This is a genomic window from Peribacillus sp. FSL K6-1552, from assembly GCF_038005205.1.
Classification (GTDB): Bacteria; Bacillota; Bacilli; order Bacillales; family DSM-1321; genus Peribacillus; species Peribacillus butanolivorans.
Genome location: NZ_JBBOST010000001.1, coordinates 702,144 through 729,104, shown reverse-complemented (window position 1 = coordinate 729,104; position 26,961 = coordinate 702,144). Strand labels below are relative to the sequence as shown.

At 37.3% G+C, this 26,961-nt stretch carries 23 protein-coding genes; 10 read left to right on the top strand and 13 right to left on the bottom strand.

Annotated elements, in window-relative coordinates; genetic code table 11:
• Positions 1 to 2: 2 nt before the first annotated feature.
• From NST21_RS03385 to NST21_RS03375, 3 genes are all read right to left on the bottom strand, one after another.
• Positions 3 to 4,688: a hypothetical protein gene (locus NST21_RS03385; protein ID WP_340887740.1), complete on the bottom strand. Its 4,686-nt coding sequence runs from the start codon at positions 4,686 to 4,688 to the stop codon at positions 3 to 5.
• Between the two features lie 202 nt (positions 4,689 to 4,890).
• Entirely contained in the window at positions 4,891 to 6,087 is a 1,197-nt protein-coding gene (locus NST21_RS03380) for an MFS transporter (protein ID WP_340887739.1), read from the bottom strand.
• A gap of 178 nt (positions 6,088 to 6,265) precedes the next feature.
• Positions 6,266 to 6,457 carry a hypothetical protein gene (locus tag NST21_RS03375; protein WP_056522234.1) on the bottom strand — a complete coding sequence of 64 codons (192 nt, stop codon included), beginning with the start codon at positions 6,455 to 6,457 and terminating at the stop codon, positions 6,266 to 6,268.
• 98 nt (positions 6,458 to 6,555) lie between these two features.
• Between NST21_RS03375 and NST21_RS03370 the strand changes: the two genes are divergently transcribed.
• Positions 6,556 to 7,926 (top strand): hypothetical protein, encoded by a 1,371-nt coding sequence (locus NST21_RS03370; RefSeq protein ID WP_340887738.1) that lies wholly within the window; start codon positions 6,556 to 6,558, stop codon positions 7,924 to 7,926.
• Between the two features lie 915 nt (positions 7,927 to 8,841).
• The gene (locus NST21_RS03365) at positions 8,842 to 9,813 is read left to right on the top strand and encodes a bile acid:sodium symporter family protein (RefSeq protein WP_340887735.1); all 972 of its coding nucleotides are present in this window, start codon (positions 8,842 to 8,844) and stop codon (positions 9,811 to 9,813) included.
• 48 nt (positions 9,814 to 9,861) lie between these two features.
• Here NST21_RS03365 and NST21_RS03360 read toward each other — a convergent pair whose 3' ends face one another.
• The 3 genes from NST21_RS03360 to NST21_RS03350 are packed head-to-tail and all read right to left on the bottom strand — an operon-like array spanning position 9,862 to position 11,520.
• Positions 9,862 to 10,656, bottom strand: a complete 795-nt coding sequence (locus tag NST21_RS03360; RefSeq protein WP_340887733.1) for a DUF4097 family beta strand repeat-containing protein — start codon at positions 10,654 to 10,656, stop codon at positions 9,862 to 9,864.
• Positions 10,649 to 11,203, bottom strand: a complete 555-nt coding sequence (locus NST21_RS03355) for a DUF1700 domain-containing protein (protein WP_201254222.1) — start codon at positions 11,201 to 11,203, stop codon at positions 10,649 to 10,651. Before NST21_RS03355 ends, NST21_RS03360 begins: the two co-directional genes overlap by 8 nt.
• Complete coding sequence (locus NST21_RS03350; protein WP_053344452.1) at positions 11,200 to 11,520, bottom strand: PadR family transcriptional regulator; 321 nt, start codon at positions 11,518 to 11,520, stop codon at positions 11,200 to 11,202. Before NST21_RS03350 ends, NST21_RS03355 begins: the two co-directional genes overlap by 4 nt.
• Positions 11,521 to 11,843: 323 nt before the next feature.
• Between NST21_RS03350 and NST21_RS03345 the strand changes: the two genes are divergently transcribed.
• Both NST21_RS03345 and NST21_RS03340 read left to right on the top strand, forming a co-directional pair.
• Positions 11,844 to 12,905, top strand: a complete 1,062-nt coding sequence (locus tag NST21_RS03345) for a DUF2157 domain-containing protein (protein WP_340887729.1) — start codon at positions 11,844 to 11,846, stop codon at positions 12,903 to 12,905.
• Entirely contained in the window at positions 12,895 to 13,434 is a 540-nt protein-coding gene (locus tag NST21_RS03340; RefSeq protein ID WP_340887728.1) for a GDYXXLXY domain-containing protein, read from the top strand. Before NST21_RS03345 ends, NST21_RS03340 begins: the two co-directional genes overlap by 11 nt.
• A gap of 100 nt (positions 13,435 to 13,534) precedes the next feature.
• On the opposite strand, the gene NST21_RS03335 is transcribed toward NST21_RS03340, so the two are convergent.
• The 5 genes from NST21_RS03335 to NST21_RS03315 form a co-directional block, all read right to left on the bottom strand.
• The gene (locus NST21_RS03335; RefSeq protein ID WP_340887726.1) at positions 13,535 to 14,014 is read right to left on the bottom strand and encodes a C40 family peptidase; all 480 of its coding nucleotides are present in this window, start codon (positions 14,012 to 14,014) and stop codon (positions 13,535 to 13,537) included.
• Between the two features lie 205 nt (positions 14,015 to 14,219).
• A complete protein-coding gene (gene tnpB, locus NST21_RS03330) occupies positions 14,220 to 15,425 on the bottom strand; it encodes an IS200/IS605 family element RNA-guided endonuclease TnpB (protein ID WP_340887724.1) in 1,206 nt (401 codons plus the stop codon).
• Positions 15,426 to 15,667: 242 nt separating this feature from the next.
• Positions 15,668 to 15,940, bottom strand: coding sequence for a phage holin (locus NST21_RS03325; RefSeq protein ID WP_053344448.1), 273 nt, complete (start codon positions 15,938 to 15,940; stop codon positions 15,668 to 15,670).
• Between the two features lie 556 nt (positions 15,941 to 16,496).
• On the bottom strand, positions 16,497 to 17,486 hold the full coding sequence (locus NST21_RS03320; RefSeq protein WP_340887722.1) for a zinc-dependent alcohol dehydrogenase family protein: 990 nt from the start codon (positions 17,484 to 17,486) through the stop codon (positions 16,497 to 16,499).
• Between the two features lie 173 nt (positions 17,487 to 17,659).
• Complete coding sequence (locus tag NST21_RS03315; RefSeq protein WP_340887721.1) at positions 17,660 to 18,274, bottom strand: undecaprenyl-diphosphatase; 615 nt, start codon at positions 18,272 to 18,274, stop codon at positions 17,660 to 17,662.
• Positions 18,275 to 18,726: 452 nt separating this feature from the next.
• Here NST21_RS03315 and NST21_RS03310 point away from each other — a divergent pair, with 452 nt between their 5' ends.
• Positions 18,727 to 19,236 (top strand): DoxX family protein, encoded by a 510-nt coding sequence (locus tag NST21_RS03310; RefSeq protein WP_098174510.1) that lies wholly within the window; start codon positions 18,727 to 18,729, stop codon positions 19,234 to 19,236.
• 453 nt (positions 19,237 to 19,689) lie between these two features.
• Complete coding sequence (locus NST21_RS03305) at positions 19,690 to 19,932, top strand: hypothetical protein (protein ID WP_340887718.1); 243 nt, start codon at positions 19,690 to 19,692, stop codon at positions 19,930 to 19,932.
• Between the two features lie 66 nt (positions 19,933 to 19,998).
• Here the strand turns inward: NST21_RS03305 and NST21_RS03300 are convergent, their stop codons facing one another.
• A complete protein-coding gene (locus NST21_RS03300; protein WP_340887717.1) occupies positions 19,999 to 21,186 on the bottom strand; it encodes an LL-diaminopimelate aminotransferase in 1,188 nt (395 codons plus the stop codon).
• 73 nt (positions 21,187 to 21,259) lie between these two features.
• Positions 21,260 to 22,156, bottom strand: coding sequence for a TIGR01777 family oxidoreductase (locus tag NST21_RS03295; protein WP_056522284.1), 897 nt, complete (start codon positions 22,154 to 22,156; stop codon positions 21,260 to 21,262).
• Positions 22,157 to 22,586: 430 nt separating this feature from the next.
• On the opposite strand from NST21_RS03295, the gene NST21_RS03290 reads away from it, so the two are divergent.
• The 4 genes from NST21_RS03290 to NST21_RS03275 all read left to right on the top strand — a co-directional run bounded on the left by NST21_RS03290 (position 22,587) and on the right by NST21_RS03275 (position 26,931).
• Positions 22,587 to 24,143 carry an S-layer protein gene (locus tag NST21_RS03290; RefSeq protein WP_340887716.1) on the top strand — a complete coding sequence of 519 codons (1,557 nt, stop codon included), beginning with the start codon at positions 22,587 to 22,589 and terminating at the stop codon, positions 24,141 to 24,143.
• Between the two features lie 508 nt (positions 24,144 to 24,651).
• On the top strand, positions 24,652 to 25,476 hold the full coding sequence (locus NST21_RS03285; RefSeq protein WP_340887714.1) for an amino acid ABC transporter substrate-binding protein: 825 nt from the start codon (positions 24,652 to 24,654) through the stop codon (positions 25,474 to 25,476).
• Complete coding sequence (locus NST21_RS03280) at positions 25,460 to 26,164, top strand: amino acid ABC transporter permease (RefSeq protein ID WP_340887712.1); 705 nt, start codon at positions 25,460 to 25,462, stop codon at positions 26,162 to 26,164. Before NST21_RS03285 ends, NST21_RS03280 begins: the two co-directional genes overlap by 17 nt.
• Before the next feature lie 29 nt (positions 26,165 to 26,193).
• Entirely contained in the window at positions 26,194 to 26,931 is a 738-nt protein-coding gene (locus NST21_RS03275) for an amino acid ABC transporter ATP-binding protein (protein WP_340887711.1), read from the top strand.
• The last annotated feature ends 30 nt before the right edge of the window (positions 26,932 to 26,961 follow it).

Below are 26,961 nucleotides of genomic sequence, written 5' to 3'. Positions count from 1 at the left end.
TATTAATTCCATCGATTGAACCAATTTTTAATTCTTTGTTTATTTTTCTCAAGAACTTCCTTCGATGTCCTATTGTCTTTTTGTTTTTTCCATTCAAAAAAGGAAGCAATTCCGATAAGCACCCCTCCGCCGATGATCAAATACAGCCACCATGGCATCTCACTCCACATCGAATTCGTATTCATATAAATATTGAATAAAATTGTCCCGGTCCCTACTATGAAATACGATTTGTATTTCATCATGAATCCAAAGAGCAATGCTGATAATGAAATCGTTCCGATAATAAGTGCATCATTTAAGGTATTGCTTGCCATTGCATCACCAATCAAGACTAAAAACAAAAGAAAGACAATTCCAATCTCGATATATTGCGTAGTTTTGCCTTTAACAAAGATTTTTCTCAATAATATAGTACTGACAATAAACAGTGGCAGAATCTCGGTCTCTACCTCGAGGACAGCAGGAATCGAAAATTGATTGACGATGACCCAATACGGATACAAACTAAGCAATATAACGGCAGCCAAATAGATTTTTCTTTCCATTCGATCAGTCGTCGTGCTTCTCATCAAGATGAAATAGGCCGGAATCAGAAGTGCTACGAAAACTTCTAGAATGAAATGTACTGATCCACTCATCAGAACCTCTATATTCATTGCAAAAAGAAACAGCAGCCCATATACCCGGTAAAAATCCATACTAAGGCCAATTTCGCTTTTCGTTAGTATTCCTTTAAAATATCTCTTGCTTAGTATCACCATTATGGTCGTACATCCGAAAAGGAGCGTGATGCCAATCGGAAGAGCTAACGTGTCTGCATACTTAATGATGATCCAATACGGATACAAACTTAGAATTCCAGCAAGCCATACATAGATATCTCTTTCCTTCACATTACTTGTAAAGCTTTTCATCAGGATGAAGTAGCCCGTTATCAAGAGTGATACAAAGACTTGCAGTAACTGATATGTCGTTTCATTCACTAGTACTTCTCTATTCATGGCCAGCAAAAATAAAAGACCATAAATCCGGAAAACATCAATCGTTGCGCCTGTTTCTTCTTTCTTAATCAATACTGTGAAATAGCGACGGCTTAGCATTACCATTCCTAACATACAGATGAAAAGAACAATCAATCCTAATACAATCGAAAGGGTGTGAACATAGTTCATAATGCTTAAGAAAGGATACAGACTGACGATTGCTGCAATATTGGAGTAGATTTTCCGTTCATTTAGTTCGCCTGTAAAGCTTCTCAGTAATATGAAGTAGCCCGTTATCAAGAGCGATACTAAGACTTGAAGCACCTGATATTTTGTTTCATTCGTAAACACTTCCACATTCATATCAATCAAAAATAACAAACCGTAAATCCTAAAAGGATCAATTGTGGTGCCTGATCCGTTCTTCTTGATTAGTCCTTTGGAATAGCGTCTGCTTAGCAACAACATCCCTATCATACAGACGAAAAGAACAGCCATACTCGTAAAAATCGGGAGTCTGTGCGCGTAATCTTGGATGTTCATAAACGGATATAGGCTGACGACAGTCGCTATACCTGAATAGATGTTTCTTTCCTTCGCATGAATTGTGAAGCCTCTCATCAGGATAAAGTAGCTCGGCAACAATAGTGAAACGAAAATTCCTAGGATTTCATAACCTGTTTCGGTCATTAAAACTTTCACATTCATATAAATCAAAAATAACAAGCCGTATACCCTATAATAATCAATGAACCTCATTTTACCTTCTTGTTTAATTAGCCCTTTAAAATAGCGACGGCTAGCAAATACCATCACAGCTGCACATGCAAACAGTACAACTATCCCCATAACCAGAGGTAAACTATTTACAAACATCGCATAGAAAATGAAAGCGAGGATAAGAGGAACCACAACAAAGTTCTGCCAATTCCTTCTCATGAGCAGATACCAGGAAAACACAATCTGTACAGTCACAAACCCCACCCAAATGATCTCCCGATTTAGTGGGAAATCACGGATTGCCGTTTCAAATATCGAAACACTGACCGCCAAATGAATGAATGGAATGAGGTAATATTCCATGATATCTTTCCAGTTCTTATTAGATACTGCCCATAGAATGGTAATGATTCCTGCTGTAATCATCAAGCAAATCGAAGTAACAAATTTTATTTGTTCCACGTTGGATAAAAACAGAAGCACTTGTAAGAAAAGCACTGAAAACCCAAGGTACGTAAAGACGTATTTTTCCCATTTCACTTTCGTACGTAAGGCACTTAAGATATATATCAATAGCTGCGTAACATATAGAAACGGCGAGCTATTCGTATGGACAATGAGTAAACATCCAACAGGTATCGCCACTAAATTTGCAAGATGGCTGGAGTAAAGAAAGTATAGTCTCCCATTTTTTGAATATTTCCCAAGCCATTCTCCTACAATGAAAAAGATAAAAGGACCAAACAACGAGAAACCAATCTTAAATATCACCTGGTTAAAATCAAAAACATCGTAAAGCGAACCATATAGGCTGGCACTTGTAATAATGACGGGCAGCCAGAATATATGTTTCAGGTGTACATGAACAGACCATACGTTTATTGCAGTTGCCATAGTAATTAAACCCGTTACGCCCATTGGATTCAACTCACTGTATGGAATCAGTATAAAAGCAAGGAAGGAAAGAATCTGTCCACTATAGATAAAGACAGGAAAGAATATTGGAAATCTACTCTTTAAAGCGTAGGCCGCTCCGATTGAAATCAGTGCTGTCCCCATTAAATAAAGGCTGACAGTGATATTTGAACTGACCCAAACGCTACCTTCCAACAAATATGAATAGAAGGCAACCAACGCTAATACGAAAGAAATCGGAAATCCATATACGGCTGTTTCCATCATAGATTTTGTATCATCTTTTACATAGGTAATAAAGAAAAGTCCAGAAATCAGGACGAGAGCTGCACTAACAGCAAGCCAATCCATTTCAATCAATTTACTAGTTAATACCCCCACCATTATCATTGGAGAGATAAATAAGACACTTTGCTTAAATAGGCTGTAGCTTGGGTGGCGATTATATAAATACAGCCCAATATACTTGAAAACCTGAAGCACGAATATTAGATTTAAAACAGTAGTAAACGAGAATTGAAAAGCAAAGCAAAGATATACAAATGCTAAATTAAAAACAACAACAGCTGGATACGTGAAGCTCGTATTTTTCGATTGAAGTGAAACATAGACAAACTGAGCAGATAGTATCATAAGCGCAACAAAAATTTGCGCATAGTTTTCCTGATAAACCATCGCGTTTATATATAAAAAAACGATTCCACTCTCAATCAAACTGGTAAACATAAAGTTCTTGGATAACTTAGGTTCCTTTGCTTTAGCCATATAAGTCGAAAGCGCCATAAAAATGATTGTCACAAGTGCAAAAGCAATGACCATGAATTCATTGAAAAATAAATTATAAACAAAATGGATATATCCGTAAGTGAAGATAGCACTAAAAGCAATTTCATAATATTTCTTTTGAAATTTGACTGCAAAAATTAAAAACAAAACAGAAATGAAAATCAATGTTATCGAATAAACCAGGTTACTTGAAAATAATGTCAAAATAACAAAGGTTTCCACAATGATTTTAAACAGGATGAATTGAAAAATGAACGGTTTGAATAACACTAATTTATTCCTATTTTTCAACTGTTCAACATTCCATAAAAGCAATAGATTAAGGACACTAACCGTCAAAAACATCCACTCAATCGTTGGAGTCGCAAAAGCAAAACCGAAGTAACAGGTAACAGCAAACGTTAATATGGATATGATAATGAATATTTTCGACTTAAAGTAATCAGCAATCTTGAAATATATGCCAAAGCAAAGTAATCCTCCAAGAAAACCAAGTAGAGCCCGCCCTTCACCATTAAGCGATAAGTACTCTCCAAATATCTGATAATATGAAGCTGATAAAATCGTAATTGGAATAAATAATCCTGCAAGCGTCAGGAAAGCAAAAGCCGTCTGCTTAATTTTCAGCTTCCAGGCGATAAAGGCCATTCCCGCGAAAACGACGGATACCATTCCTATGAAAAACACCTTCAGAACCGCATTCAAATTCCCCCATGATGAGGTTGCCAAAATTAAACCTCCAAATAGAAGTAAAATTACCCCCGTGAGCAGGACGACAGAGATATTCCGTTCCCGGATTTGCTCGGGTGTTCTCTTTGGCCTTATTGGTTGAACAGGCTTCTCCTGCTTGATTACCCGCTGTTGATTAACAGGTTTCCTTTCAGGGATGCTCGCGATGACCAGTTCAGGTCTTTCTACTATAACTGGTTCGTTAGGGACATCCGAAACCTTATTATCATTCATTATTGATTCGTCAAATATAGGTATCCCTTGTACTCCTTCTTGATGTGATTCTTCATCTTTAACGAGGTTATCTTGAACCTTCTTCTCAGCTGCCTCACTTTTCAATATTGTCCCTGCTTTGAGACTAGCTTGCTTTTTTTCATTATCTAATCGTTTTTGTTTATAAAGGGCTCTTTGAAAATGCCGATCATACGCCCTGCTAATCCGTATATATTCTGTTTTTGGGATGAGCCGCCTTTCCCATAAAACTTCAAGCTCTTCTTGGAAAATCTGCTTCCTTCTTTCTAATGTCATTTCTTCATTTGAAGAATCATCCATCCAAAGATTCCCCTTCCTTCACTTAGACCTTATATTATCGTATGTATAATCTCTTTTAGATAATAACAAAGTTTTTCCATTTTTTATATATTTAGTATCCAAGTCGGATAACCCCTTAAATCTACCAAAAACCATTTCCATTCAATCGGGCAAACTTTGCTACAAAAAAAAAGATAACCCTCAATGGAGTCATCCAAAATTTCTATACTATTTTTAACTTACCCTCACTTCTAACAATCCAAATATAAACTATAATCGAAATGAAAATCGAGACAGCTGCTGTGATATAGATACTCCGATAGCCGAAAAGGTAGCCAATCTGTCCGAAAACAATAGCTCCTATACCAACTCCAAGGTCGAAAAATGAGAAATAAGTGGCATTTGCCATCGCTTTACGATTGGGTGCTGTTTTTTCAATCGACCATGCCTGCAAGGCCGGCTGAACTGAACCGAATCCAAATCCATAAAGCACCGCAGCTATATATAGAACCGCTTCACTTGGCATCCAAGCTAACAGGAGCATACCTGTCATGATGAGCACTGTTGATGGCACAAAGATTGCCCGATGGCCTCTTCTGTCATATAATCGGCCAGAGAATAATCTCGTGACCATGAGAGCCATTGCATAAAGCAAGAAGTACCACTGAATTCCACTCACACCTTTTTCAGCTGTATAAAGTGGCAGGAAAGTTGCGATTCCACCAAATGTAACGGAAATAAAGAAAATAAGCAGAGATGGCTGCAGGGCACTTTTCTCATAAATATCAAACCTCTTTACAGCCACAGCAGTTAACGGATTTACTTCCACTTTTTGATATCGAATCATCGATCCCATTATTACAGCAAACAATCCTAACAAAGAACAAATCAGAAACAGCTCTTGAAATGGAAGGACTGTAACTAGAAAAAGCCCCAGTGATGGACCGAATGCGAGTGCTAGATTGCCCGATAATCCGTAATACCCCATCCCTTCGCCACGGCGTTTGGCCGGAATTATGTCAGAGGCGATGGTGCCAGAAGCTGTTGAAGAAAAACCCCAGCCGACTCCCTGTACAATGCGCATTAAAAATAACAATCCGATGCTCCCCATAAAACCGAAGGAACCCACGGATATAGCGAAAATGGCTAACCCGATAAGAAAAACAATACGTCTTCCTTTCGTTTCCAATAATTTTCCGGCAATTGGCCGAACAAGCAGAGCGGAAAATGTAAAAATCCCTAGGACAGCCCCTACTAGGCGATCGTCCCCTCCAAGCTGCTCAACAAACAGCGGGATGGTCGGCATCGTCATTTGGAAACCCATGAAAATACACAGATTTGCCAAACAAATCATGATAAAGTCACGTGTCCATATTTTATCAGAACCTCTTACCCGCTCATCCACTAAGGTTTCCCTCATTTTCCTTCACCTTCTAATCCAAATAGTTATTGCCAGTTTACTAAAAATAGATACAATAAGCGAATGATTTATTTCGTGTGCCTAAATATAATTCAAAATGATAAGCCCAGCTTGGAACTGGACCAAGTTTTCTAATCTTCATGAACATAAAAGAATGATATGTACATACACAAAAATCTCATAATTTAGGAGTAATGGATGTTTTTACATTAGCGTTTATTCTATCCCCTAAGAAGCATATGGTATGTTGCCCATCTGTATGCGCACTTACTATTTCTTTACCGGCTGCAGCTGCCTTTCCAATTGTTAAGGTTCCCATAATATCTGCATTCACTAAATTCATTTTAGGTATCGTTTTCTTTGGCTCCATTTTATTTTTAAAGGCATGCTACTTTTTCCTTTTAAAAGTTTATATAGACTGTGAAAGCAAAATAGCCTTTGACTTGTGAAAAAAAGGAGCCGAAAACAATGATTTATGAAGAAACCTACCGATATTTAATACGCCATGTATCCTCCAAAGAGTTCGACACATGTTTATATTCCCTCCTTCATATGGATTGGGATGGTGTGATTCAGAGTCCGCTCCACAAAATGGCTAAAGGAATTGGAACGACTGAAAAATATCTGAAAAAGATCATCAAGAAATTTTCATCCCCACAAGTTGGATGCGGCCGAAAAATCTTCCTTCCCATTCAACAGGAGATAACAAAATATAAATTCAATCTTGGGCCGACAGGCAGTCTCAGCTTCAACAGTAAAAAGGACCGATACTGTAAAAAATACCGTTTCTTCTATAGTAATGCCTTCCGAAGCCTATCCCTGCCCTCCAAGAGACTCGTGCTCATGGCAGCATTCAATATGTCTGTCAATAAATCTGAAGAGGTCTCGCTGCACTACGATGAAATTGTCCATTCAGAATGTTCCCTTTTCAAAAGACAGGATGTACTTGATGCCATGGAAACGGTTAACCAAACATTAGGCGACATGGTAACCTTTACTATTGCCAGCTCCGTTTTCACACGGAAAGAAATCATTTTAGCTTCTTTCAAAGAAGGAATGTTGAAGGATTATCTTGAAAATCGTACGGAGAGGATGTTGGTACGGAAAACAATTTATGAAGCGGGATTCCTTGAATATATAGAAGATAAAGTCTGTATGGAGCTAGAACGGGTCGGAAAATATATCTACCGTTCGTTTCTTAAAGCTGCACATGGACCTATAAAAGATGATTTGTTAAAATTGGCTCGATTTGTGTATAGCACTTCACTTAAAAAGTTCGGTAAAGTCCTGTCTAACAAAAAGCATTTATTAGCCGATCCAAAACAGGCTTCCGCTTATTTTAGTACAATCGTTTATAATGAAGCACTGGAACAATTGGCCACGTATGCACACCAGGCTGCCTGCATTAAAAACTTAATGGAGCGCGAACACTTGCACCGCGGAATTTCGGAGGGATCTTTAGCGAGAAATGTGGATTATATAGAAGTGAATGAGCATATTGAAATGATCCGTGTGAAGCATGACAAGGCGTTTAAGATTCATAGAACACTAAGCATATGGTGCGAAGATTGGGTGATCTCACGCGTGAATTCTGTCATAGTAGGTACAGAAGATACTGATCAAAAGTCTATACGCGGAAAAAAGCGAATTCTAAAAAAGGATCAGTCTATTTCCGATTACCTCAACTCACTTAAAAAGCATACATACGAACAACTTGGGAAACATATTACGATGTACCAAAATGTAAATAATAACGAATCCGTCCTAGATGTATTGAAACAGAAAAAAGAAGCCATACGATCCTATTTTGCTATCCAAAAAGATCATATGAAAAATTAGGATAAAATATGGCTAACAGAAACACTGGCTTTTGGGCGAGTGTTTTTTGTCATGCATAAAAATCCCTTTCTCCATTCCACTCCAATACCTATTCCTTTATGTAGCTGCCTCCCTCCCTTTTTCTGATTTTGAGGACTGATAATTTTTTAGTTGTTCTGTGAATTAGCTTTTCCCTGACTGTAGACACCCTTCATCCGGGTGTGCATTGAACTCTTTAAACTGTGAATAGTGCCTAACATACTGTGGATAACTAAATGATGCTCTTCTTTCCCCTGATAGTTTCTATTCGAATCAGTCATACCAAGGCTTTCGGCAAAAAAGTTATTAAAGGGTCTAAAGAAAGGGTCTAAATCACTTTACTAACAAAGGAACTAAGAATGGTTATGAATAAGGGGATGAATGCAGGACCCCCTTTTCCCCATAAAGAAGATCATCTTTTCAAAGTAAAGTTTATGATTTCTATTTTCATAAAAAAAGGAGAATAATGAAGATACTCAAGAAACAAGAAGCTATTCCATGGTTTCACGAATTACAAAAGCATATGGAATGCCTGACCGTATAGAAGAAACGAAAAAAATAAAGCTCCTGCTTAAAATGTATATCCATTCCAAGGATACAAGAGTTTTCGACTCTAATGGATTTATTACCCATAATAAACAAAAAACTGTGGCAATTTTATTCCACAATATCAAAACCGCACCATAGCAAATTACCCCCGCTATGATAAAATGAAAAACGAAAAGACTATCAGCACCTTCTATTATTATTAAAAACTTCGTTTGTTCTTCTCCACCTGATCTACAGATGATAGTGTGAAACTTCCTTTGCTGGGACTTTCACAGGGATTTTACAAACATGATAGTACGAAGCAGCTTGCCTTTATCATCATACGTATTTGGCTAGGAGTGAAATTCGTTGTTACAGAAGTTAAATCATTTTCTTGAAAAGGCCATGCCTTTTATCACGCCAACTGGTGTAGTGGTCGGCGTATTGCTTGCCAGTTATTTAGATTCCTATATATTCCTCGTCCCTTGGATTTTTGCATTTATTACATTTTCCGGAAGTTTAGGATCGGATTTCAGTTCATTGAAGCGTATCGCTTCCAATCCCTTACCGATAATTGTGGTCCTTTGTATCCTGCATATTGTCATGCCAATTTGGGCCTGGCTACTTGGACACCTGGTGTTTCCTGGAGACAATCTAACCATAACTGGTTTAGTTCTAGGTGTTGTGATTCCAACTGGTGTTACCAGTTTGCTTTGGGTATCCATTTACAAAGGGAACACCCTGCTCACTTTGACGATTGTCTTAATCGATACGCTCTTGTCACCGATTATTGTACCGTATAGCGTTGCTTTCTTCAGCGGAACATCGGTTGAAATGGATACCATGGCAATCATGAAAGGGTTAATCGGCATGGTTGTCATTCCTTCACTGATTGGGATGGTGCTGAATCAGATTACCAAGGGAAAAATAAAACCGATGCTTGGACCTCGTTTAGCTCCCTTTTCTAAAATGGCACTTGGTATATGTGTGACCTTAAACAGCGCGAAAGTTGCTCCATATTTAAGTCATATCGATGCAAAATTAATCAAAATGGCTATTATGGTCTTCTTTATTGCCTTTTCTGGTTATCTATTATCCTGGATGGTCGGGAAATTCCTGAAGTGGGAAAAAGAAGAGATTATTACCGTCACCTATACAGGAGGTATGAGAAATATCGCTGCAGGAGCTGCTCTTGCCGTTGCTTATTTCCCAGCCGCCGTTGCTGTTCCTGTCATTCTCGGTACTCTTTTCCAACAAATACTCGCTTCCGTTTATGGTTCATTCTTAAACAGGTATTATCATAAGCCTAAGCCGATTCAAGAAGATAAAATGGCTGCTTAAATAAAAAAGCCGATTCCAAATGGAATCGGCTTTTTTCTCGCTTTGTTGCTATTTTGTTATCTCAATTTTCCCATTATTTGTTTCTAATTTAACCAAATTTTCACCTTTACCAATAACAACATTTCCCTCATATTTATTGAGAATATCGATTTTTCCATTATCAACGTGAACATCAAAGGTTGTATTGGTCGGCTCCTTATCTGTTGTAATCATAATTTTGCCATTGTCACTTTCCAATTGAATATTCCGATCCAAGTCTTTTGTGACAAGGGAAATTTTTCCATTATCCGAGGACCCTATCAGATTTCCCTCTACATTATTAAGATCTACTTTTCCATTAGCAGATTTCACTTCAACTTTTTCAGATATTATATCTTTTAATTCAACTCGGCCATTTTGTGATTCCACGTTCAGACTCTTTATGTCCAATTCAGCCATTTGTACTTTTCCATTATCACTTTTAACGACAAACGACTTATAAGATTTCTCAGGCACATACACTTTTAAATGTAATGATTGAATTTGAAAACCAATGCTAAAGGAGCGTCGATCTTTTAATGTAACCTTAAGTTTCTTTCCTTCCACATCTGCAGAAAAATTCAGCTTAGAAACATCCACACCTTTTGATACTAACTCTATACTAGTATCCGTACCTGTCGTTGGGATGATTTCAACAGCTGCATTGTCAGAGATGACCTCTACGTCCGTTACCTCATCTGAAATCGATTTTTCCTCTGTATTCGTTTCCTTATTCGTCACTTGAGAAAATGTAAACAAACTCCCTACTACACCGATTAATAACAGAACAAGTGCAATAATCGATAATTTTTTGATATTAATCATGTTTCAGACCACCTTTCACAAGGGAAACGTTAAATTTCAAATAACGAATAAACCCTTTAGTTAAAGCACTTGTAGCGACAAACATCCCCATGGCAATGAAAATTCCAATTCCGCAAAGACCCAATGCAAAGAACAAATCAAATAATTGAAAGTTGCCTATAATTAGATTAATAAGTACGCCAAACGGGGCAAGAATGAAGCCTATCGCTGATGCCCATCCTGCAATAACAACCCCTACCAGCGCAATAAAAGGTCCTAATACAATTACTAAATTAAAAAAACCTAAACCAATAACTGCCCAAACGGCTCGCATGACATTTCCAGCAGAAGTCGTTTGCTCGACTTGATCAAGACGGTAAGATGCCGTTAGTTCCTTGGAAATTTGATTCGGATTTCCAAGGGATGCTGAAATTTCCTGCTCCGTTTTTCCTTTTTCCATCCCAACCGCGAAATACTCTTCGTAATCTTGTAAAATATCCTGCCGTTCCTCTTGAGAAAGCCTTACTAATGAGGCATTCAATTGTTTCAAAAATTGTTCTTTATTCATTTGCCCGCACCTTCCTTGATTAATTGATTGACTCCATTAGAAAACTCGTTCCATTCTGTCAGCAATTCGTGAAGGTATTCTCGGCCTTTCTCGGTTAACTTATAATACTTACGCGGCGGCCCTTCTGTTGATTCTTGCAAATATGTCGTAAAATACTCTTCCTTCGTTAATCTTCGTAACAGTGGATAAACCGAACCTTCCGATATCTCGATTTGATCTGAAATCTTCTGAACAAGTTCATAGCCGTAACGGTCTTGCTTATCCAACAACACAAGGACACACAGTTCCAAGACACCTTTTTTAAATTGTACATTCAATGCACCATCACTCCTTTCTTGAATGTTTTGGTACTATTCATTAAACAGTACCAAACAACGAATAATACATCTTATGTAAATAATTTACCACATGCTACTGTTTATTGCAAGGTACTGTAAAAATATTTTAACGCTCACCCTCTTCCTTGTTCTTATCTTATTTTAATTATGCTTTGAGCAGACTGCTGCTTAACCAATCAGGAATGCAATTTATTGTTATTCTGTTAAGTGTTATCAAAAGAGGGTAAGAGAAAATTAAACATATATTAATAGCTAACGGAGAATAAGTTATATAATAGAAATATATGGAAGGAGGAACTACTTTGACAAAAAAAGAAATAACGAAAAAGCAGTTTGATTTTCTTGAACACGAACTTAAGTATCTTGAAACAGGAGGAGTTATCTCTGAGCAAGAAAAAGAAAAGATGCTAGGTTCCTATGATGTGAAGGATAATTTAAGTTTCATTACTATTTTATTATCCATCGGGGCGCTTCTTTTAGGTCTTGGGGTATTAACCTTCGTCGCCAGTAACTGGATATATTTAAATAAGGGAGTTAAATTCCTAATAATAATTGCGTGTCTAATTGGAGTAAACTTCGCTGGTGTTAAGTGGCAGAAACGCTTTCCCAAAACAGCCCGGAGTTTACATTATGTTGGAATTTTGATATTCGGAGCAGGCATATTTCTAGTTGAGCAGATGTTTAACATTAGCATCAATTTCAACAGTTCCTTTTTATTATGGGCCATTGGAACAGTATTCATTGGTTACTATTTAAAAGACGTCTTCATCCTTCTTTTTACTTCCTTTCTGCTTTTCATTTATATTAATGGAAGTATATTCCTTGATGAAACGTCTTACCCGCTTGCCATTCTTGTATTTATACCTTTTTTATATATTCTATTAAAAAAATTCGATTATCCTAAGGCCTTGGGCTTTTTTATTAACGCATTAGCCATCAATACAATCGCCTTATTTCTAATGGAATTTGTGCCAAAGTTAGATTTTAAACAGTCGAATACGATCGTCCTTTCCATTCTGTTTGTATTGGGAATCATACTGGCGTATCTTCCATTTCCATCTAAATTACAAAGCACCACCCACATACAAGGGCATATCTTACATGGAATCACCGCACTCTTCCTTACCTTTGAATTTTCGATATGGTTCCCTATAGCTTATTTTATTTTCCTGCTTTACCTCATTCTAAAGGGCAGTTTAACCAGCATTGTGATAATATGTGCACTGATTTTTAGATACTATATTGATTCCTTTGACTTCCTGCCAAAATCGCTTACATTCATAATCGGCGGCATCATGCTTATTGGTTTTGGCTTCTTCTTTGAAAACCAACGGAAAAAAGGAGGCGATTTCAATGAAGAATAATCTATTCTTCCGACCGCTCATCGTATTTTCCATTCCAATCTTGATTCTTTTAGTCTTGGCGATTCCTCCCGTCTGGACTACCATGACCGGAGAGGAAATCAAAATCAAAACCGCTCCAGTCGACCCGACGGACCTGTTCCGGGGTAGCTATGTGGCTCTGAATTACGAAATAGAGACCGTTAAGCCTTCACAACTTGATGACTCTGTTATTTCTGAGTTTAAAACAAGAAATATGGGTGATTATAAAAAGGTATATGTAATACTAAAACAAAGCAATGATGGTCTATATAAAGTCGATTTAGTAACGAAAGAAAAACCCAGCAAAGGTGTTTATCTAAAAGGAGAATTAGAAATTCCTTATGACTTAAAAAGAGCTACAACTGTTCAGATTAGATACGGCCTAGACAATTATTATGCATCCCAAGAAAAGGCTAAGGAAATGGAAACAGACGCTTTGGCTAAACCTTCAGTTGCTATAGTAAAGGTTAGAAATGGTAATGTTGTATTAACAGATATTATCATTGAGTAAGTGTTTTTCAACTATCCGAGACTAGCAAAAAGAGCATCAGATTTTCGATGCTCTTTTTGCTAGTCATATTATAAAGTATCCGTTATGAATATCTGAGCTTTTACTTAATGACCCGTTTAGCCCCAATATATCGATCTTTCCAATACTTGTCACTCATTTTAACTACCCTTACACCTTTTGTTGTGGTTCCCACAAATGTACCTTTTCCATTATAGATCCCCACAAATGAGACTTTTCCTTTCGTGCCAGTTGCATAGAACACTAAGTCACCTGTTTTTAAGTCTGTTTGCTTCACGGCTTTACCGGTTTTATACTGTTCTGCACTTGTTCTCGGAATTTTCATTTCTGTCGCTGCATTTTTATAAACATACTGTGTAAGCCCGCTTGCATCGAATCCTTTTGGTGTCGTTCCTCCATATTTATATGGGCTCCCCACCTGCTTCTCCGCTAAGGCGGCCACTTCATCGCCATAGTTGATTGATGCTGATGCATTAGCTGGACCGAAAATAAATGCTGCAACCAATGCTACAAGTGAAACAATTGCTACAAGCCATTTTGAAACTGGTAAACTAAGACTCATTCTTTTTCCTCCCCAATCTGTAAATGAAACACAATTTTAAATATATGATGAAGTTTTGATTTGATTCCTAAAATCCTTTTTTATTTCTACCATCTTCGTTTATTCACCATAAGTTCTATATTTGAACTACCCACCACTTATCGACCTTACGGTCTGATTGAAGTGGGGGATTCCTAAGAACATTAGCCTATCGGCCAATTTTTAATTAGGCTACTCCCGTAGTTCCTACGGTTAGAAGCCTTATGGCTTCATTCATTAGATTGAGTCCTGCGTTAATATCTCGATCGTGGTGAGTAGAACAAAAAGGACAATCCCATTCACGAAGATTCAGATGTTTAACGTCTTTATTTTGGTAACCGCAGCTAGAACACAATTGGCTAGAAGCAAACGTTTTAGATACGGTCACGATTTGTTTACCATACCATTTTGCTTTGTATTCCAACATTTTTTTGAATTGGTACCAAGATACTTCACTAATAGCTTTAGCTAGTTTGTGATTTTTCATCATATTCGACACTTGCAAGTCTTCCATTCCAATAACATCGTGGTTTTTGATGATTTCGGTAGAAACTTTATGTAAGTAATCCATTCGGGCATTTGAAATTTTTTCGTGTAGGATAGCCACTTTTCGTTTTTGTTTTTGATAGTTTTTAGCTTCAGCCAATGGTTTATTTTGATTCAAGGCTATTTCTTGTCGCCTTGAAAGAATCCGTTGTGCTTTGGCCAATTTCTTTTCGACCGTCCGGAAGAATTTTGGGTTTTGATAGACCGTACCATCTGAAAGAATAGCAAAGTTCTTCAAACCAACATCTACACCGCACGAACGATTCGTTTTAGGAAGTACTTGTACATTGGTTTCGGCTAAAACGGAAATGAAATATTTACCCGAAGGGTTCCGCCTGATTGTGGCATTGATGATTCGCCCTTCGACTTCGCGGCTTTTAGCAAAACGAACTAGACCGAGTTTTGGCAATTTGATTTTGTTTCCAATCATTCCGATATTTCCATTCGTATGTTTAGTCGTGTAGGACTGGATAGGATTCTTTTTCGATTTGAAGCGTGGTGACTTGTTTTGCTTTTTATAATATCGACTATAGGAATCTGCTAAATTTTCCACCGATTTCTGTAAGGCAATACTGTCTACTTCTTTCAGGAAAGAATACTCTTTCTTTAAAGCTGGAAGTTCTTTGATTGTTGCGTATTTATTCAGAAAAGAACCTTTCCATTCATTAGAGGGTAATTGGCCGTTCTGCTTCATTTCTTCACAAATATACCAGTAGGCATCTTTCTCCTTTTGTTTGCCTAAAAAGAAGTTATAGACAAAACGGGAGCAGCCGATCGTTTTATTGATTAGAACTAGTTGTTCTTTAGTTGGATAGATTCGAAATTTATAAGCTTTGTTTACGACCATTGGTTTCACCCCCTTATAGTTATTATTAACCATCGAACGTATGTTTGTCAAAAGATTACTTTGGCTTATGCCAACCGCCATTCATCTCCCCCTTACCGTTGGGCTCTCGCCCTTCACACGCTTGAAGAGGGAGTCTTCTGGCGGGAAATGATTAAAAACAAAAAAACCACATGTTCCGTTACATAAAATAAACGGTGACATCTGGTTTCTTCTATATTTTTAGTAGAAAAAGGTTCGTCCAATTACTTAGGTTCCTCATATTTTCGAGCCTCATCACTGTCGCTTAAACCTTTAGTAGTATGATCAACCACACCGCCGACCCCAAAGAATGTAAGCGCAATAAAGTTAATAATCCCCATCGCCCCATTCAGCGCATCATCGGTAATGGTAAAACCAATCGGGTGGATAAAGTTATTAATGAACGCTGCAACCATTTGCGTTAATATTAAAAGCCCAGGGAGAAGAACTGTAAAAATAAACGTCGGATTTTTAAAACGCACTTTCCAGTTGATCATTGCTATGCCCCTTATTTATATTAAGCCCACTTCAGTTCATAAAATAGTACGGACTTGCTATATTTTATGTAGCTTGTCCTTCTAGCGTTCGGGAATCCTATGAAATTAATATATCGCTTTATACTTTGATTTCCTTACTTATAATTTAAAGAAAAATTGATAACAGAAAGTAATCTATAACAATGCGCATTTTATAGGCAAAAGAGAGAAAGATAGCTAAAGCAGATAATAATAGTAGGTTTGAAATAAAGTTTGATAATTTTATTACTATTAACCTTTATAAACGTACAAAAGAAAAAGCATGTTTTGAAAAAGGACTTGTCAAAACAAGCTCTTAACTTATTTAATCAAATGATACTTTTATTAATACTTTTCCATACTTCTTAATGAATGAACGTACGCACCCGACTGTACTTTAAATAAAAATTACGAAATAGAAAACTAAAAGTAAAACTTCTTTTTTTCCTTTTCTCAAAGAACAATCCCACTATTTTTTAAAAAACGATCTCATTATTAAAAACCGCCTGATTTATATTCGAAGAAGAAAAATTAGTAGCTAACTGGATAAAAAAATCTTCCCTCTATTACTCATAGGGGATTCTGTTACACGAATAGCTTCCTGTACCTCCTGTAAGTCATAGTGAGAGTCTGGCATCATAAACCTCAACCTTTTATCGTTTATAAAATTTATCAAAAGGTTAAAAGTTTCTTGCCAAGTTTGTACTGATACCTGTTGATTCCAATGCCGAAGATGAAACATTTTAACATTCACTTTTGTCCTATTTGAAATTTCCGCCCAATTTACAGGCTTTTCTGATAAAAGCCCAATAGTTAATAACATTCCATTTGGTTGAACACAAAAAGCTAACTCTGAACCATCTGTTCCACCCACAGAATCAATAGCAGCGTTTGCTCCACGCCCATTCGTTAATTCCATCACGGTATTATGTAATGATCTATCCGAAGTATTGATTACATAAGAAGCTCCAAGTTTAAGTAGTTCTTCCGTATATTTATTGTTTCTTGTTACAGCAATCAACTGAAAACCGAGAATCTTGGATAACTGAGTAAAGATACGACCAATAGAAGATCCGCAAGCATTCACGATTAATACATCATCCGGTTTCAATGCTAATACTTCTGTACAAGTAAGCCAAGCTGTTATCGGATTTATATATAATTGTGCTGCAATATAATCCTCAATGGAACGAGGTATAGGAACTGCCAACTCCGCAGATGTTCTAACATATTCTTGCCAAGTTCCTTCACCACGCAGAGGCAGAACACGCTTACCTATTAGTTCTTGAGAAACTGAAGGACCCACCTCTTCTACAATACCGACCCCTTCATAGCCAGGAATGGAAGGTAAAGGGATTCGATGAGAATATACCCCACGAATTGGTAGCAAGTCAGATGGATTAATAGGGCGAACTTTCATACGCACAAGGATTTCTCCATTAGCAGGTCGTTGAATGTTTTTACTTTCAACTTTCAATACGCTTTGCGGGCTTCCGAATTCATAGAATTTAATACATTTTGCTTCCAAAACAATAAGTCTCCTTTACTTTAAAATCATCTATATTTATAATATCACCTTTCACTAACCTGCCCTGTTCGTGACATAAGAAAAAGAGCTGCCGAAGCAACTCTCTTATTGAAGTAAAGAACCTGTAAGTTGATAGTTATTCATAAATTTTTAATTTTTAATGTTATTATTTCTTAAAAATCCTTTGATTTTTTCCCCTTCGATTTAGTTAAAGGAGATATAACCAATTGTTCGCATTTCTCATAAACCCCTAATAATTTCAGAGTCAAGCGTAACTTAGGAACAATAAGGTAAACAATTGAGCCTGAAATGATGCTTATAATAGCTCCTGCTAGAACATCTGCTGGATAGTGGACACCGACCCAAATACGAGAAAAACCAACAAGGAAAGCCGGTGTGATCCATAAAAACCACCATCCTCTTTTGAACATCCAAAAAGATACACAAAATGAGAAAAACAATATTGTATGGTCGCTTGGAAAAGAATTATCAACTGCTTTTTCAATTAATTTATTAACATTTGTCAACTCAGCAAATGGTTGATTATTGGAATGAAATTCCCCTGCTATCTTCCCGATTATTTCAGCAAATACAAAAGTAATGGCTGCACAAAAAACCATCATTCTACTCTTTTTATTTTGAGTAAACCAAATTACAATAACACCAAAAGCTAAGAAAAATACCATATACTCAGCAATGAAAATCATAGCAGGATTTAAGTATGTGTATTGTTTCCCTAAGTCATTAATCATTCTAAATAAATTAATATTCAGTTCTAAAAAACTCATTTCATACCACCTTTTTTTCCTCTTTTTCTTAAATCTTAAAAGAGGGAGAGATAAATCGCCATCGATTAACCTAACAGTTTAAGGCTCACATCTTACAATTTTGTCATATTTTTGTAAGGTGGTTTATTATTCACATAATAGCGTTATTCTTCGGGATTGAGTGGTTAAATAACAATAATATTAGCTAGCTTCAAAATTGGGATCATCTGATGGTAATTTCAATAGAGAACTCCAATAAATTGCTGTTTACTGAGACTAACTTCAACAATTGGATCAATACCATTTTTGAATAACCGAAGAGTCTTACTGAATCCTCAGCTTTACTTCCGATTGTAGAAGGAGGTTCTTTATATATTCTTAATACATTTTTAATATAATTGATAATGAAAATCATTTTCGATGATGTTATTATATTCCTTAGTACTTATTATTTTGAAATACTGGAGGAAAACATGATGATTGATGCTCTAAGACAAAACAAAAACATTTCTATACTCTTAGCTGTATTACGTGTATATATCGGATATACGTGGATTATGGCTGGTTGGGGGAAGATAGCAAGTGGACAGTTTGATGCTTCTGGCTTTTTACAGGGTGCTCTAGCAAACTCAACCGGAGAACACCCGGCTGTTCAAGAATGGTGGGTGGTATTTCTAAAAAATATAGCGATTCCTAATATAGAGGTATTTAACCTCTTAGTACCTTGGGGAGAACTATTTGTAGGTGTAGGTTTATTAATCGGTTGTTTTACAAAAACAGCAGTGTTTTTTGGAATAGCGATGAACTTTTCTTATATGTTTAGTGGTACTACAAGTACCAACCCACAACTTGTTTTATTGTCAATGTTTATCCTAGTTTCTGCTATGAATGCAGGAAGATATGGGGTAGATGGTTTGATTATACCAACTCTTAAAGAAAAACTATTTGCTAAAAAAACAAGAGAGATAAAAAATGCTGCTTAGTTTTTTAATACGTAGATTCGAAAGATCGCCAGTATAGGCGGTCTTTTTTGCATTCTTCTTGTTGAACTCCCTCAGTTATTTAAGTATTTCTTACGAATGCTCGCTTATTCGCAGGATTTCATCCCACTAGATAGAGTAAGAATGAGTGAATAAAGTATCATAAGGAAAGGGAATTGGTACAAAGCTTTTACAGAAGCTAATCCAAGAATTACAAGGGTTATCGCAAGTTATTGCCGATGTTGAAATAGGAAACCAAGTCGGAGAGATTTACTAAAAGCTAAAGGATTTAAACGTTTCGAAGAATTTGATGAGGACTTTATAGACACAAGCTAAGAACCAAACGAATGGCTTTAGAAATCTAATGAAAATGCACCGTTTCGCATTTTCCAGAAAAGTGTAAAATTAAACGGAACTTTTATACGCTATACTCGTAATTAGATGAGGAGGTGTAAAATGAAAAAGTATCTAATTTTCACTATTAGTTTCTTATTGTTATTTACCTTATTGGAAATTTCATCTGGACTATTTCTAACTGCTACATATACCCCTGATTTTTCAGAGTCATTGGGCATGAGTAATACACTTTCTCAAGAAGTGATTTTTGTTCAAAGTTCACAAATACCTACATTAATAATTGCTGTTTTATCTGCTATAACAGCCTATTTCATTTTGAATAAAGTCGCAAAAAAGAATTGAATGAGAAGGACCTGCAAAAAAAGAGTGCGGCTTACCCTCCGCACTCTTTCCGTTTACTTTTCATATTCAATCCTGAACCACTTTTTGATATTCTTCCAAAAACAATTGAATCTTTTCTGCAGCTTCTGTCAATCTCTCAGCCGGTTGGACCAAGGCCATTCGAACATACCCTTCACCTTGTTCTCCAAAAGCATCCCCAGGGACGACCGTAACCCCCGCTTTTTCAATCAATTCATAAGCAAAATCGCGTGACTTCCAACCAGCAGGAATTTGCGCCCAAATAAACATGGTAGCTGAGGATTTAGGTACATGCCATCCTCCTTTTGCAAGACCTGTTATCAAGGCATCCCGACGGGCCTCGTATTCCTTAACCTGATCGGACAGCAGCGAAAGGTTGGATGTAAGCGCCATTTCAGCAGCTTTTTGAATCGGATAAAAAACTCCATAATCGATGTGTGATTTCAATGTACCTAAGATATGTAACGCATCATGATTGCCGACCACATATCCAATACGACAGCCTGCCATATTGAACGTTTTCGATAGCGAATTAAATTCAATCCCAACCTCCTTAGCACCCGGAATAGACATAAAGCTAATCTGAGGATGATCATCAAAAATTAACTCAGAGTAAGCAAAATCGTGAACAACCAGAATCTCATTCTTTTTAGCAAACGAAATAACCTCTGAAAAAAAAGCTTCATCAGCAAGTGCAGTGACTGGATTTCCAGGGTAACTGATGATCATCATTTTCGTTTTGTTCAATATTTCCACTGGGATTTGATTGAGCTGTGGCAGAAATTTATTCTCGGCAGTAAGTGGCATCGGATAAATGTTACCTCCCGCGAGTTTTACACTTGCTTCGTAAATTGGATATCCCGGATCTGGTACTAACACATAATCGCCCGGATTAATCATCGCTGTTGCCAAGTGTGCAAGCCCATCTTGTGAGCCCATCAGTTGAAGGACCTCTTTATCTGAATCAAGCTCTACCCCGTAACGCTGCCGATAAAAATAACAAACAGCCTCATGGAATTCAGTTGTACCTTTCAGCGTATAACCGTATGAGTTTGTATCCTGTGCATATTTGACCAGCGTATCCACTACAAATGCAGGCGGTGGCAAATCAGGACTACCAACGCTCAAATCGATAACATCTATCCCGCGCTTCATCGCATCCTGCTTACGAGTCGCCAACTCCGAAAAAATTCCTGTTGTGAATCTTCCGACTTTTTCAGATGGAGTAATATTCATAATACGGATTCCCCTTCATCAATAATCTTTTTATCTATTATTATAGCAAATCACTCTCTAGTGTTTTATACCCTTATTTAGAACTCTTGAGTATTTGTTGAAGGGCTGCATCGAGTTTATCAAATTTAAACTCGTAACCCTCCCTTACCAATCTTTCAGGAATAACCCAGCGACTCTTTAAAATCAATTCAGTTTCGGTTCTCATAAAGAAAGCTCCCATTTCAAGCATGGGTCTTGGGCATGGCAATCCTATCTTTCTATTCATGGCTTTTCTCAAGTGAGCCATTAACTCGCGATTTGTAACTGGGTGAGGCGAAGAACAATTGAATACCCCGCTCAACTCCTCGTTCTTTCTGAGAAAAAGGACAATGTTAAATAAATCATCTATATGTATCCAACTGAACTTTTGATTTCCCGATCCTTGATGACCGCCTAGACCAAATTTGACTAAATTTTTATAAGGAGTCATTACCCCACCATCATCGCCCAACACAATCGCAATTCTTAAAGCAATTTGTCTTGTCTCAGGTAATTGAAATTCAAAAAATGAACGCTCCCACTCTTTGGCCACATGAACCGAGAAACCTGAGCCGATGATACCGTCATCCTCTGTCATTGGATTATCTTCAGCATGCCTATAAATAGTCGCCGTACTTGAGTTTATCCATAATGAAGGAGGATTTTCACATTGTTTAATCGCATTTCCGAGTATTTTAGTAGTTTCAGTTCGTGAATGTAAGATTTCTTCCTTATTCTTAGCATTGTAGCGACAGTTAACTGTTTTTCCTGCCAAGTTGATTAGCATATCAGAATTCTCAATCGATTCTCTTATTCCTTCGTTATTGCTCCAACTGATATGTGGAGATTGTCTTGAGATGATTCTTACCTCATATCCTAAATTCATGAAATGATTTTCAAAGTATTTACCGACAAAACCAGTCCCGCCAGCTAAAACTACTTTCTTCTTCATATAACCAACTCGCTTTCTTTCAAGAGTTAATAGCTAATACTTTAACTAGATATTTCTATTTTTGTGAATTTATTCACAAAAATTATATCACCCAATTACATTAAATGGTAGGAGTATACTCTTTTTAATTTAACGTGATGGATAAAAGAATGAAGATAAATATAAAGGCTGTCGAAGGTTTCGCGACAATCTGAGGCTCTGCTAAAGAGTTATCCCCTTTTTTCATCAATAAACACAGGGGTTTTTTCTATAGGTTCTCGAATGAAATCCACAAAGATTATTCCAGAAATTCCCCCTCTTCATTTACAAAAACCATACTCTCCCCAAATAGCTACTTAATACTTTTACAATAAAATTGGCTTGTTCAATATTATTTCAATATTTCGGAGGTATCAGAAAGATGTTAAATAAGTTCAAATCATTCACGGTAATGGCTCTCAGCTTAGCCATCTTTTCTCAAAGTCTGCCGGTCGCTGCAAAAGATACAGAAGAAAACAACCAGACAAATTCTGGAGGCAGATGGATGAAAGGGGAATATCATGCCCATACCACTCAGTCCGACGATACAGAGGGGTCTCAGACCCTTGAAAACGTGCTCAACAACTCATTTGACAAGTATGGTATGGATTGGATGGGGATTTCCGACCATTTGAGAATGTCTTCACGGGATGATGAAGGACAATTGGTTCCAGGCGGTCCGATTCCGCTGTCTCAGGGAATCATTCAATATCAAGCTCCGAAAATGAAACAACTGCAGAAAAAGGGCAAATATAAAAATAAAATTATCTTTTCGGGGTTCGAATGGGACATGCCTACATACGAGCATGTCGGCATAGGAATTTTGGGAGATCAGGCAGGATCATCGAAAAGTTTAAAAGCTGGCAATCAATTCGAGTATTTGTTTACCAACCAGGATGAAAAGATGTTCAATTCAACGGATGTAGCCATCTGGAAAGCACAGGATCAAAGAGCCAATAAGACACCCCAGGATGCTCGAACAGCCTTGGCATGGCTTGAGAAGAATTATAAGAATACAAGTTATGCCATCCTGAATCACCCTTCGAGAAAAAAGGTGTACACCATATCTGATTTCCGCGACTTCAACAATATCGCACCGGATGTCTTGTTCGGATTTGAAGGCATGCCCGGAAACCAGATGGAGCCTGATAGAGGCGGCTTAAACCTGACAACGCCTGAAAACAGAACTTACGGTGGTTCCGATTACATGCTTGCTAAGGTAGGCGGTGCATGGGATGCGCTTCTTGGAGAAGGACGTCAGTTCTGGAACTTTTCCAATTCGGACTCCCATTTCGAAATCAGTGAAAACCGCCTTTACTCAAGCGGATACTGGCCTGGCGAATATTCCAAAAATTACACTTGGGTTAACGGTTCCACAATGCAATCCGTCTTGGAAGGCATGCGATCGGGGAAATCATTCTCTGTTTTTGGTGACTTGATTAACGCACTTGATTTCCAAGCTAAAGGCGGCAGCAGCAAGGAAGATATGGGTGGGGACCTTAAAGTGAAGGAAGGACAAATGGTCAAAATTACAATCCGATTTAAGAGCCCTAAAAAGAACAACAACGGCGATTCGGTTAAAGTGGATCACGTGGATTTAATTTCCGGTGATGTAACTGGGAAAGCTGTGCCTGGAACACCTGCTTACAGTAAAGACACCAATGATACGACAAAAGTAGTTAAACGCTTTACAAGCAAAGACTGGAAAACTGATGGCGACGGTTACCATATTATCACTTACAAAGTCAAAGCGAGTAAGGACCAATATTTCCGTTTGAGAGGTACGAATCTAGGAGAAAATGTCTCTGGAGAAACGAGCAACGGTGAGCCGCTGATCGATTCAAAGACTGATATTGAGGATAACGAATCACGTTTTGCCGAGATCAACAACCGTAACTATAAAGACCTTTGGTTCTATTCGAACCCTATCTTCGTAAGCGTAGAGGAAAGAACACATGACAATCACTAGCCAATAATAAAGATGCTGCAATAGTTTCGGGCGGTTCAAATCCAGAAATAACACTCCCATCCCCTGCTTAGTTCTAAAGGTGGATGGGAGTCTTTATGTTCTGGAAAGTTTTAAATCCATCGTTTCTAATCTCCTTAGTCTCCTCCAGACAAAAAAACCTTGAAACTCACGAGCGAGTTGGGTATCAGAACAGATGCTATATAAGTAGAAAGGATAAGTGGACCCCTCCAATTATCTTGAGAATAATTAGGACGAACGTTCTCAAGGATAAAAGGAAAATCTATGTAGGCATCATTTTTACGAGATGGTTGATATTAGAAATGAAAAGTTGTAGAAAAGAACAAGCTCTTCGTTATGAGTACTAATTCACTTCAATCCCTTAAAATCTGTATAATTCGCAAAGAAACATTAACACTAATGATATAAGTTGTTTCTATTGACTTTTTGCCCTTTCTAATTTAGTATCACAGAGTATCAATCCCTATCAGATTACTAGGAGGTTTATCAAATGAAAAAATCGATTGCTCTTTTATCGCTATTGTTAGCTTTCACAATTGTACTTACGGCTTGTGGTTCAAATACAAAAAATGAGGCAAATAATACCGACAATAAATCTTCTTCACAAGAAAGTCTATATGATAAAGTCAAAAAAGATGGCGTATTAACAGTTGGAACAGAAGGTACATACCCTCCTTTCACATTCCACGATGATTCAGACAAACTAACTGGGTTTGATGTTGAAATTTCTAAGGAAGTAGCAAAGCGGCTTGGTGTGAAAGCAGAGTTTAAAGAAACACAATGGGACGGTATGTTTGCAGGATTAGATGCCAAACGTTTTGATATGATCGCAAACCAAGTTGGAATTGATGAAGACCGTCAAAAGAAATACGATTTCTCTGACCCATATATTCAATCAGGAGCAGTATTACTTGTTCACAAAGACAATTCAGATATTAAATCATTCGATGACTTAAAAGGGAAGAAATCTGCACAATCTTTAACAAGTAACTACAATGATATAGCAAAATCCCATGGTGCTGATGTTACCGGTATTGAAGGATTTTCTCAAGCTGTACAGCTTATTGGTTCTAAACGTGTAGATGCAACGATAAATGATAAATTATCTTACCTTGATTATAAAAAACAACACCCCGATGCACCTATCAAAGTGGCTGATGAGGAAGAAAACGGTGTAGCTAGTGGGTTAATGTTTAGAAAAGACAGCGGCAAGTTAGTGGAAGAAGTAAACAAAGCACTAAAAGATATGAATGACGATGGTACGTACGCAAAAATCTCCGAAAAATGGTTTGGTGAAGATGTTTCTCCTAAGTAATATTTTCTCTGACCCAGAGCGTATGAACCAACTTGTTTCTATCGCTCAAACCTCCCTCTATCCTATGGTAGAGGGAGCTATTAAATATACAATTCCACTAACATTAATTTCATTTGTTCTTGGCCTTATTCTCGCTGTACTAACAGCCTTAGCTCGATTATCTTCTATAAAGATTTTACAAATAATTGCGCGTGTATATGTGTCAATCATCCGCGGGACACCATTACTTGTGCAATTATTTATTATTTTCTACGGGCTGCCAAACTTAGGCATAACTATTAATCCTTTCATATCGGCTATTATAGGGTTTTCTCTAAGCGTCGGAGCTTATGCATCAGAAATTATACGGGCAGCAATTCTATCAATACCAAAAGGACAATGGGAAGCAGGCTATTCAATTGGTATGACGTATACCCAAGCATTAAAGCGAATTGTTTTACCGCAAGCAGCTCGAGTATCCATTCCCCCATTATCAAACACTTTTATTAGCCTTTTAAAAGATACATCGCTTGCATCACTAATTCTTGTAGCAGAGATGTTCCGTAAAGCTCAAGAAATTGCTGCAAAAAACTATGAATTTCTATTACTTTACATCGAAGCAGCTGCTTTATATTGGATTTTGTGTACTATTTTATCTTTCATTCAAGGAAATATCGAGGACAGACTTAATCGTTATGTAGCAAAATAAGAGCTGCAGTATTAAAAGGAGATTTTAAAATGATTAACATTAAGAATCTTCATAAATCATTTGGTGACCTTGAAGTGTTAAAGGGCATTGATTTGGAAGTAGAACAAGGAAAAGTCATTGTATTAATCGGCCCTTCTGGTTCAGGTAAAACAACGTTTCTTCGTTGCTTAAATCTCCTTGAGGTGCCTACAGACGGGACGATTGAAATTGATCAAAAATTAATGGAGTTTAAAAAGCCTGTTAGTAAAAGATCCATTACTTCTTTTCGTAGTTTGACAGGAATGGTATTTCAAAACTATAACCTCTTCCCACACAAAACATCAGTAGAAAACGTCATGGAAGGTCCCATTATAGTAAAGAACATTCCAAAACAAAAAGCGAAAGAAACAGCCAAGGCATTGCTTACAAAAGTGGGGTTAGGTGACAAAGTTGATTTTTATCCGTTCCAGTTGTCTGGCGGCCAGCAACAGCGCGTGGGAATTGCAAGGGCATTGGCCATGGAGCCAAAAGTAATGCTGTTTGACGAACCAACCTCTGCTCTGGACCCTGAACTAGTTGGTGACGTCTTACAAGTAATGAAAGACCTAGCGAAAGAAGAAAGAATGACAATGGTTGTTGTGACACATGAAATGCGTTTCGCTCGTGATGTAGCAGACGAAGTTATCTTTATGGATGAAGGAAAAATTATGGAGCGTGGAACACCCGAACAAATTTTCACAAACCCTAAAGAAGAGCGTACACGCCGTTTTTTGAATATGATTCAATAAAAAGGCGCTTATATTAAGTAGAATAGAAAA

Bases quoted from the DNA above. Each gene is read 5' to 3' on its own strand.
- NST21_RS03385 (WP_340887740.1), bottom strand. From the start codon at position 4,688: ATGGATGATTCTTCAAATGAAGAAATGACATTAGAAAGAAGGAAGCAG.
- NST21_RS03380 (WP_340887739.1), bottom strand. From the start codon at position 6,087: ATGAGGGAAACCTTAGTGGATGAGCGGGTAAGAGGTTCTGATAAAATA.
- NST21_RS03375 (WP_056522234.1), bottom strand. From the start codon at position 6,457: ATGGAGCCAAAGAAAACGATACCTAAAATGAATTTAGTGAATGCAGAT.
- NST21_RS03370 (WP_340887738.1), top strand. From the start codon at position 6,556: ATGATTTATGAAGAAACCTACCGATATTTAATACGCCATGTATCCTCC.
- NST21_RS03360 (WP_340887733.1), bottom strand. From the start codon at position 10,656: ATGATTAATATCAAAAAATTATCGATTATTGCACTTGTTCTGTTATTA.
- NST21_RS03355 (WP_201254222.1), bottom strand. From the start codon at position 11,203: ATGAATAAAGAACAATTTTTGAAACAATTGAATGCCTCATTAGTAAGG.
- NST21_RS03340 (WP_340887728.1), top strand. From the start codon at position 12,895: ATGAAGAATAATCTATTCTTCCGACCGCTCATCGTATTTTCCATTCCA.
- NST21_RS03335 (WP_340887726.1), bottom strand. From the start codon at position 14,014: ATGAGTCTTAGTTTACCAGTTTCAAAATGGCTTGTAGCAATTGTTTCA.
- tnpB (WP_340887724.1), bottom strand. From the start codon at position 15,425: ATGGTCGTAAACAAAGCTTATAAATTTCGAATCTATCCAACTAAAGAA.
- NST21_RS03325 (WP_053344448.1), bottom strand. From the start codon at position 15,940: ATGATCAACTGGAAAGTGCGTTTTAAAAATCCGACGTTTATTTTTACA.
- NST21_RS03315 (WP_340887721.1), bottom strand. From the start codon at position 18,274: ATGAGTTTTTTAGAACTGAATATTAATTTATTTAGAATGATTAATGAC.
- NST21_RS03310 (WP_098174510.1), top strand. From the start codon at position 18,727: ATGATGATTGATGCTCTAAGACAAAACAAAAACATTTCTATACTCTTA.
- NST21_RS03305 (WP_340887718.1), top strand. From the start codon at position 19,690: ATGAAAAAGTATCTAATTTTCACTATTAGTTTCTTATTGTTATTTACC.
- NST21_RS03300 (WP_340887717.1), bottom strand. From the start codon at position 21,186: ATGAATATTACTCCATCTGAAAAAGTCGGAAGATTCACAACAGGAATT.
- NST21_RS03295 (WP_056522284.1), bottom strand. From the start codon at position 22,156: ATGAAGAAGAAAGTAGTTTTAGCTGGCGGGACTGGTTTTGTCGGTAAA.
- NST21_RS03290 (WP_340887716.1), top strand. From the start codon at position 22,587: ATGGCTCTCAGCTTAGCCATCTTTTCTCAAAGTCTGCCGGTCGCTGCA.
- NST21_RS03285 (WP_340887714.1), top strand. From the start codon at position 24,652: ATGAAAAAATCGATTGCTCTTTTATCGCTATTGTTAGCTTTCACAATT.
- NST21_RS03280 (WP_340887712.1), top strand. From the start codon at position 25,460: ATGTTTCTCCTAAGTAATATTTTCTCTGACCCAGAGCGTATGAACCAA.
- NST21_RS03275 (WP_340887711.1), top strand. From the start codon at position 26,194: ATGATTAACATTAAGAATCTTCATAAATCATTTGGTGACCTTGAAGTG.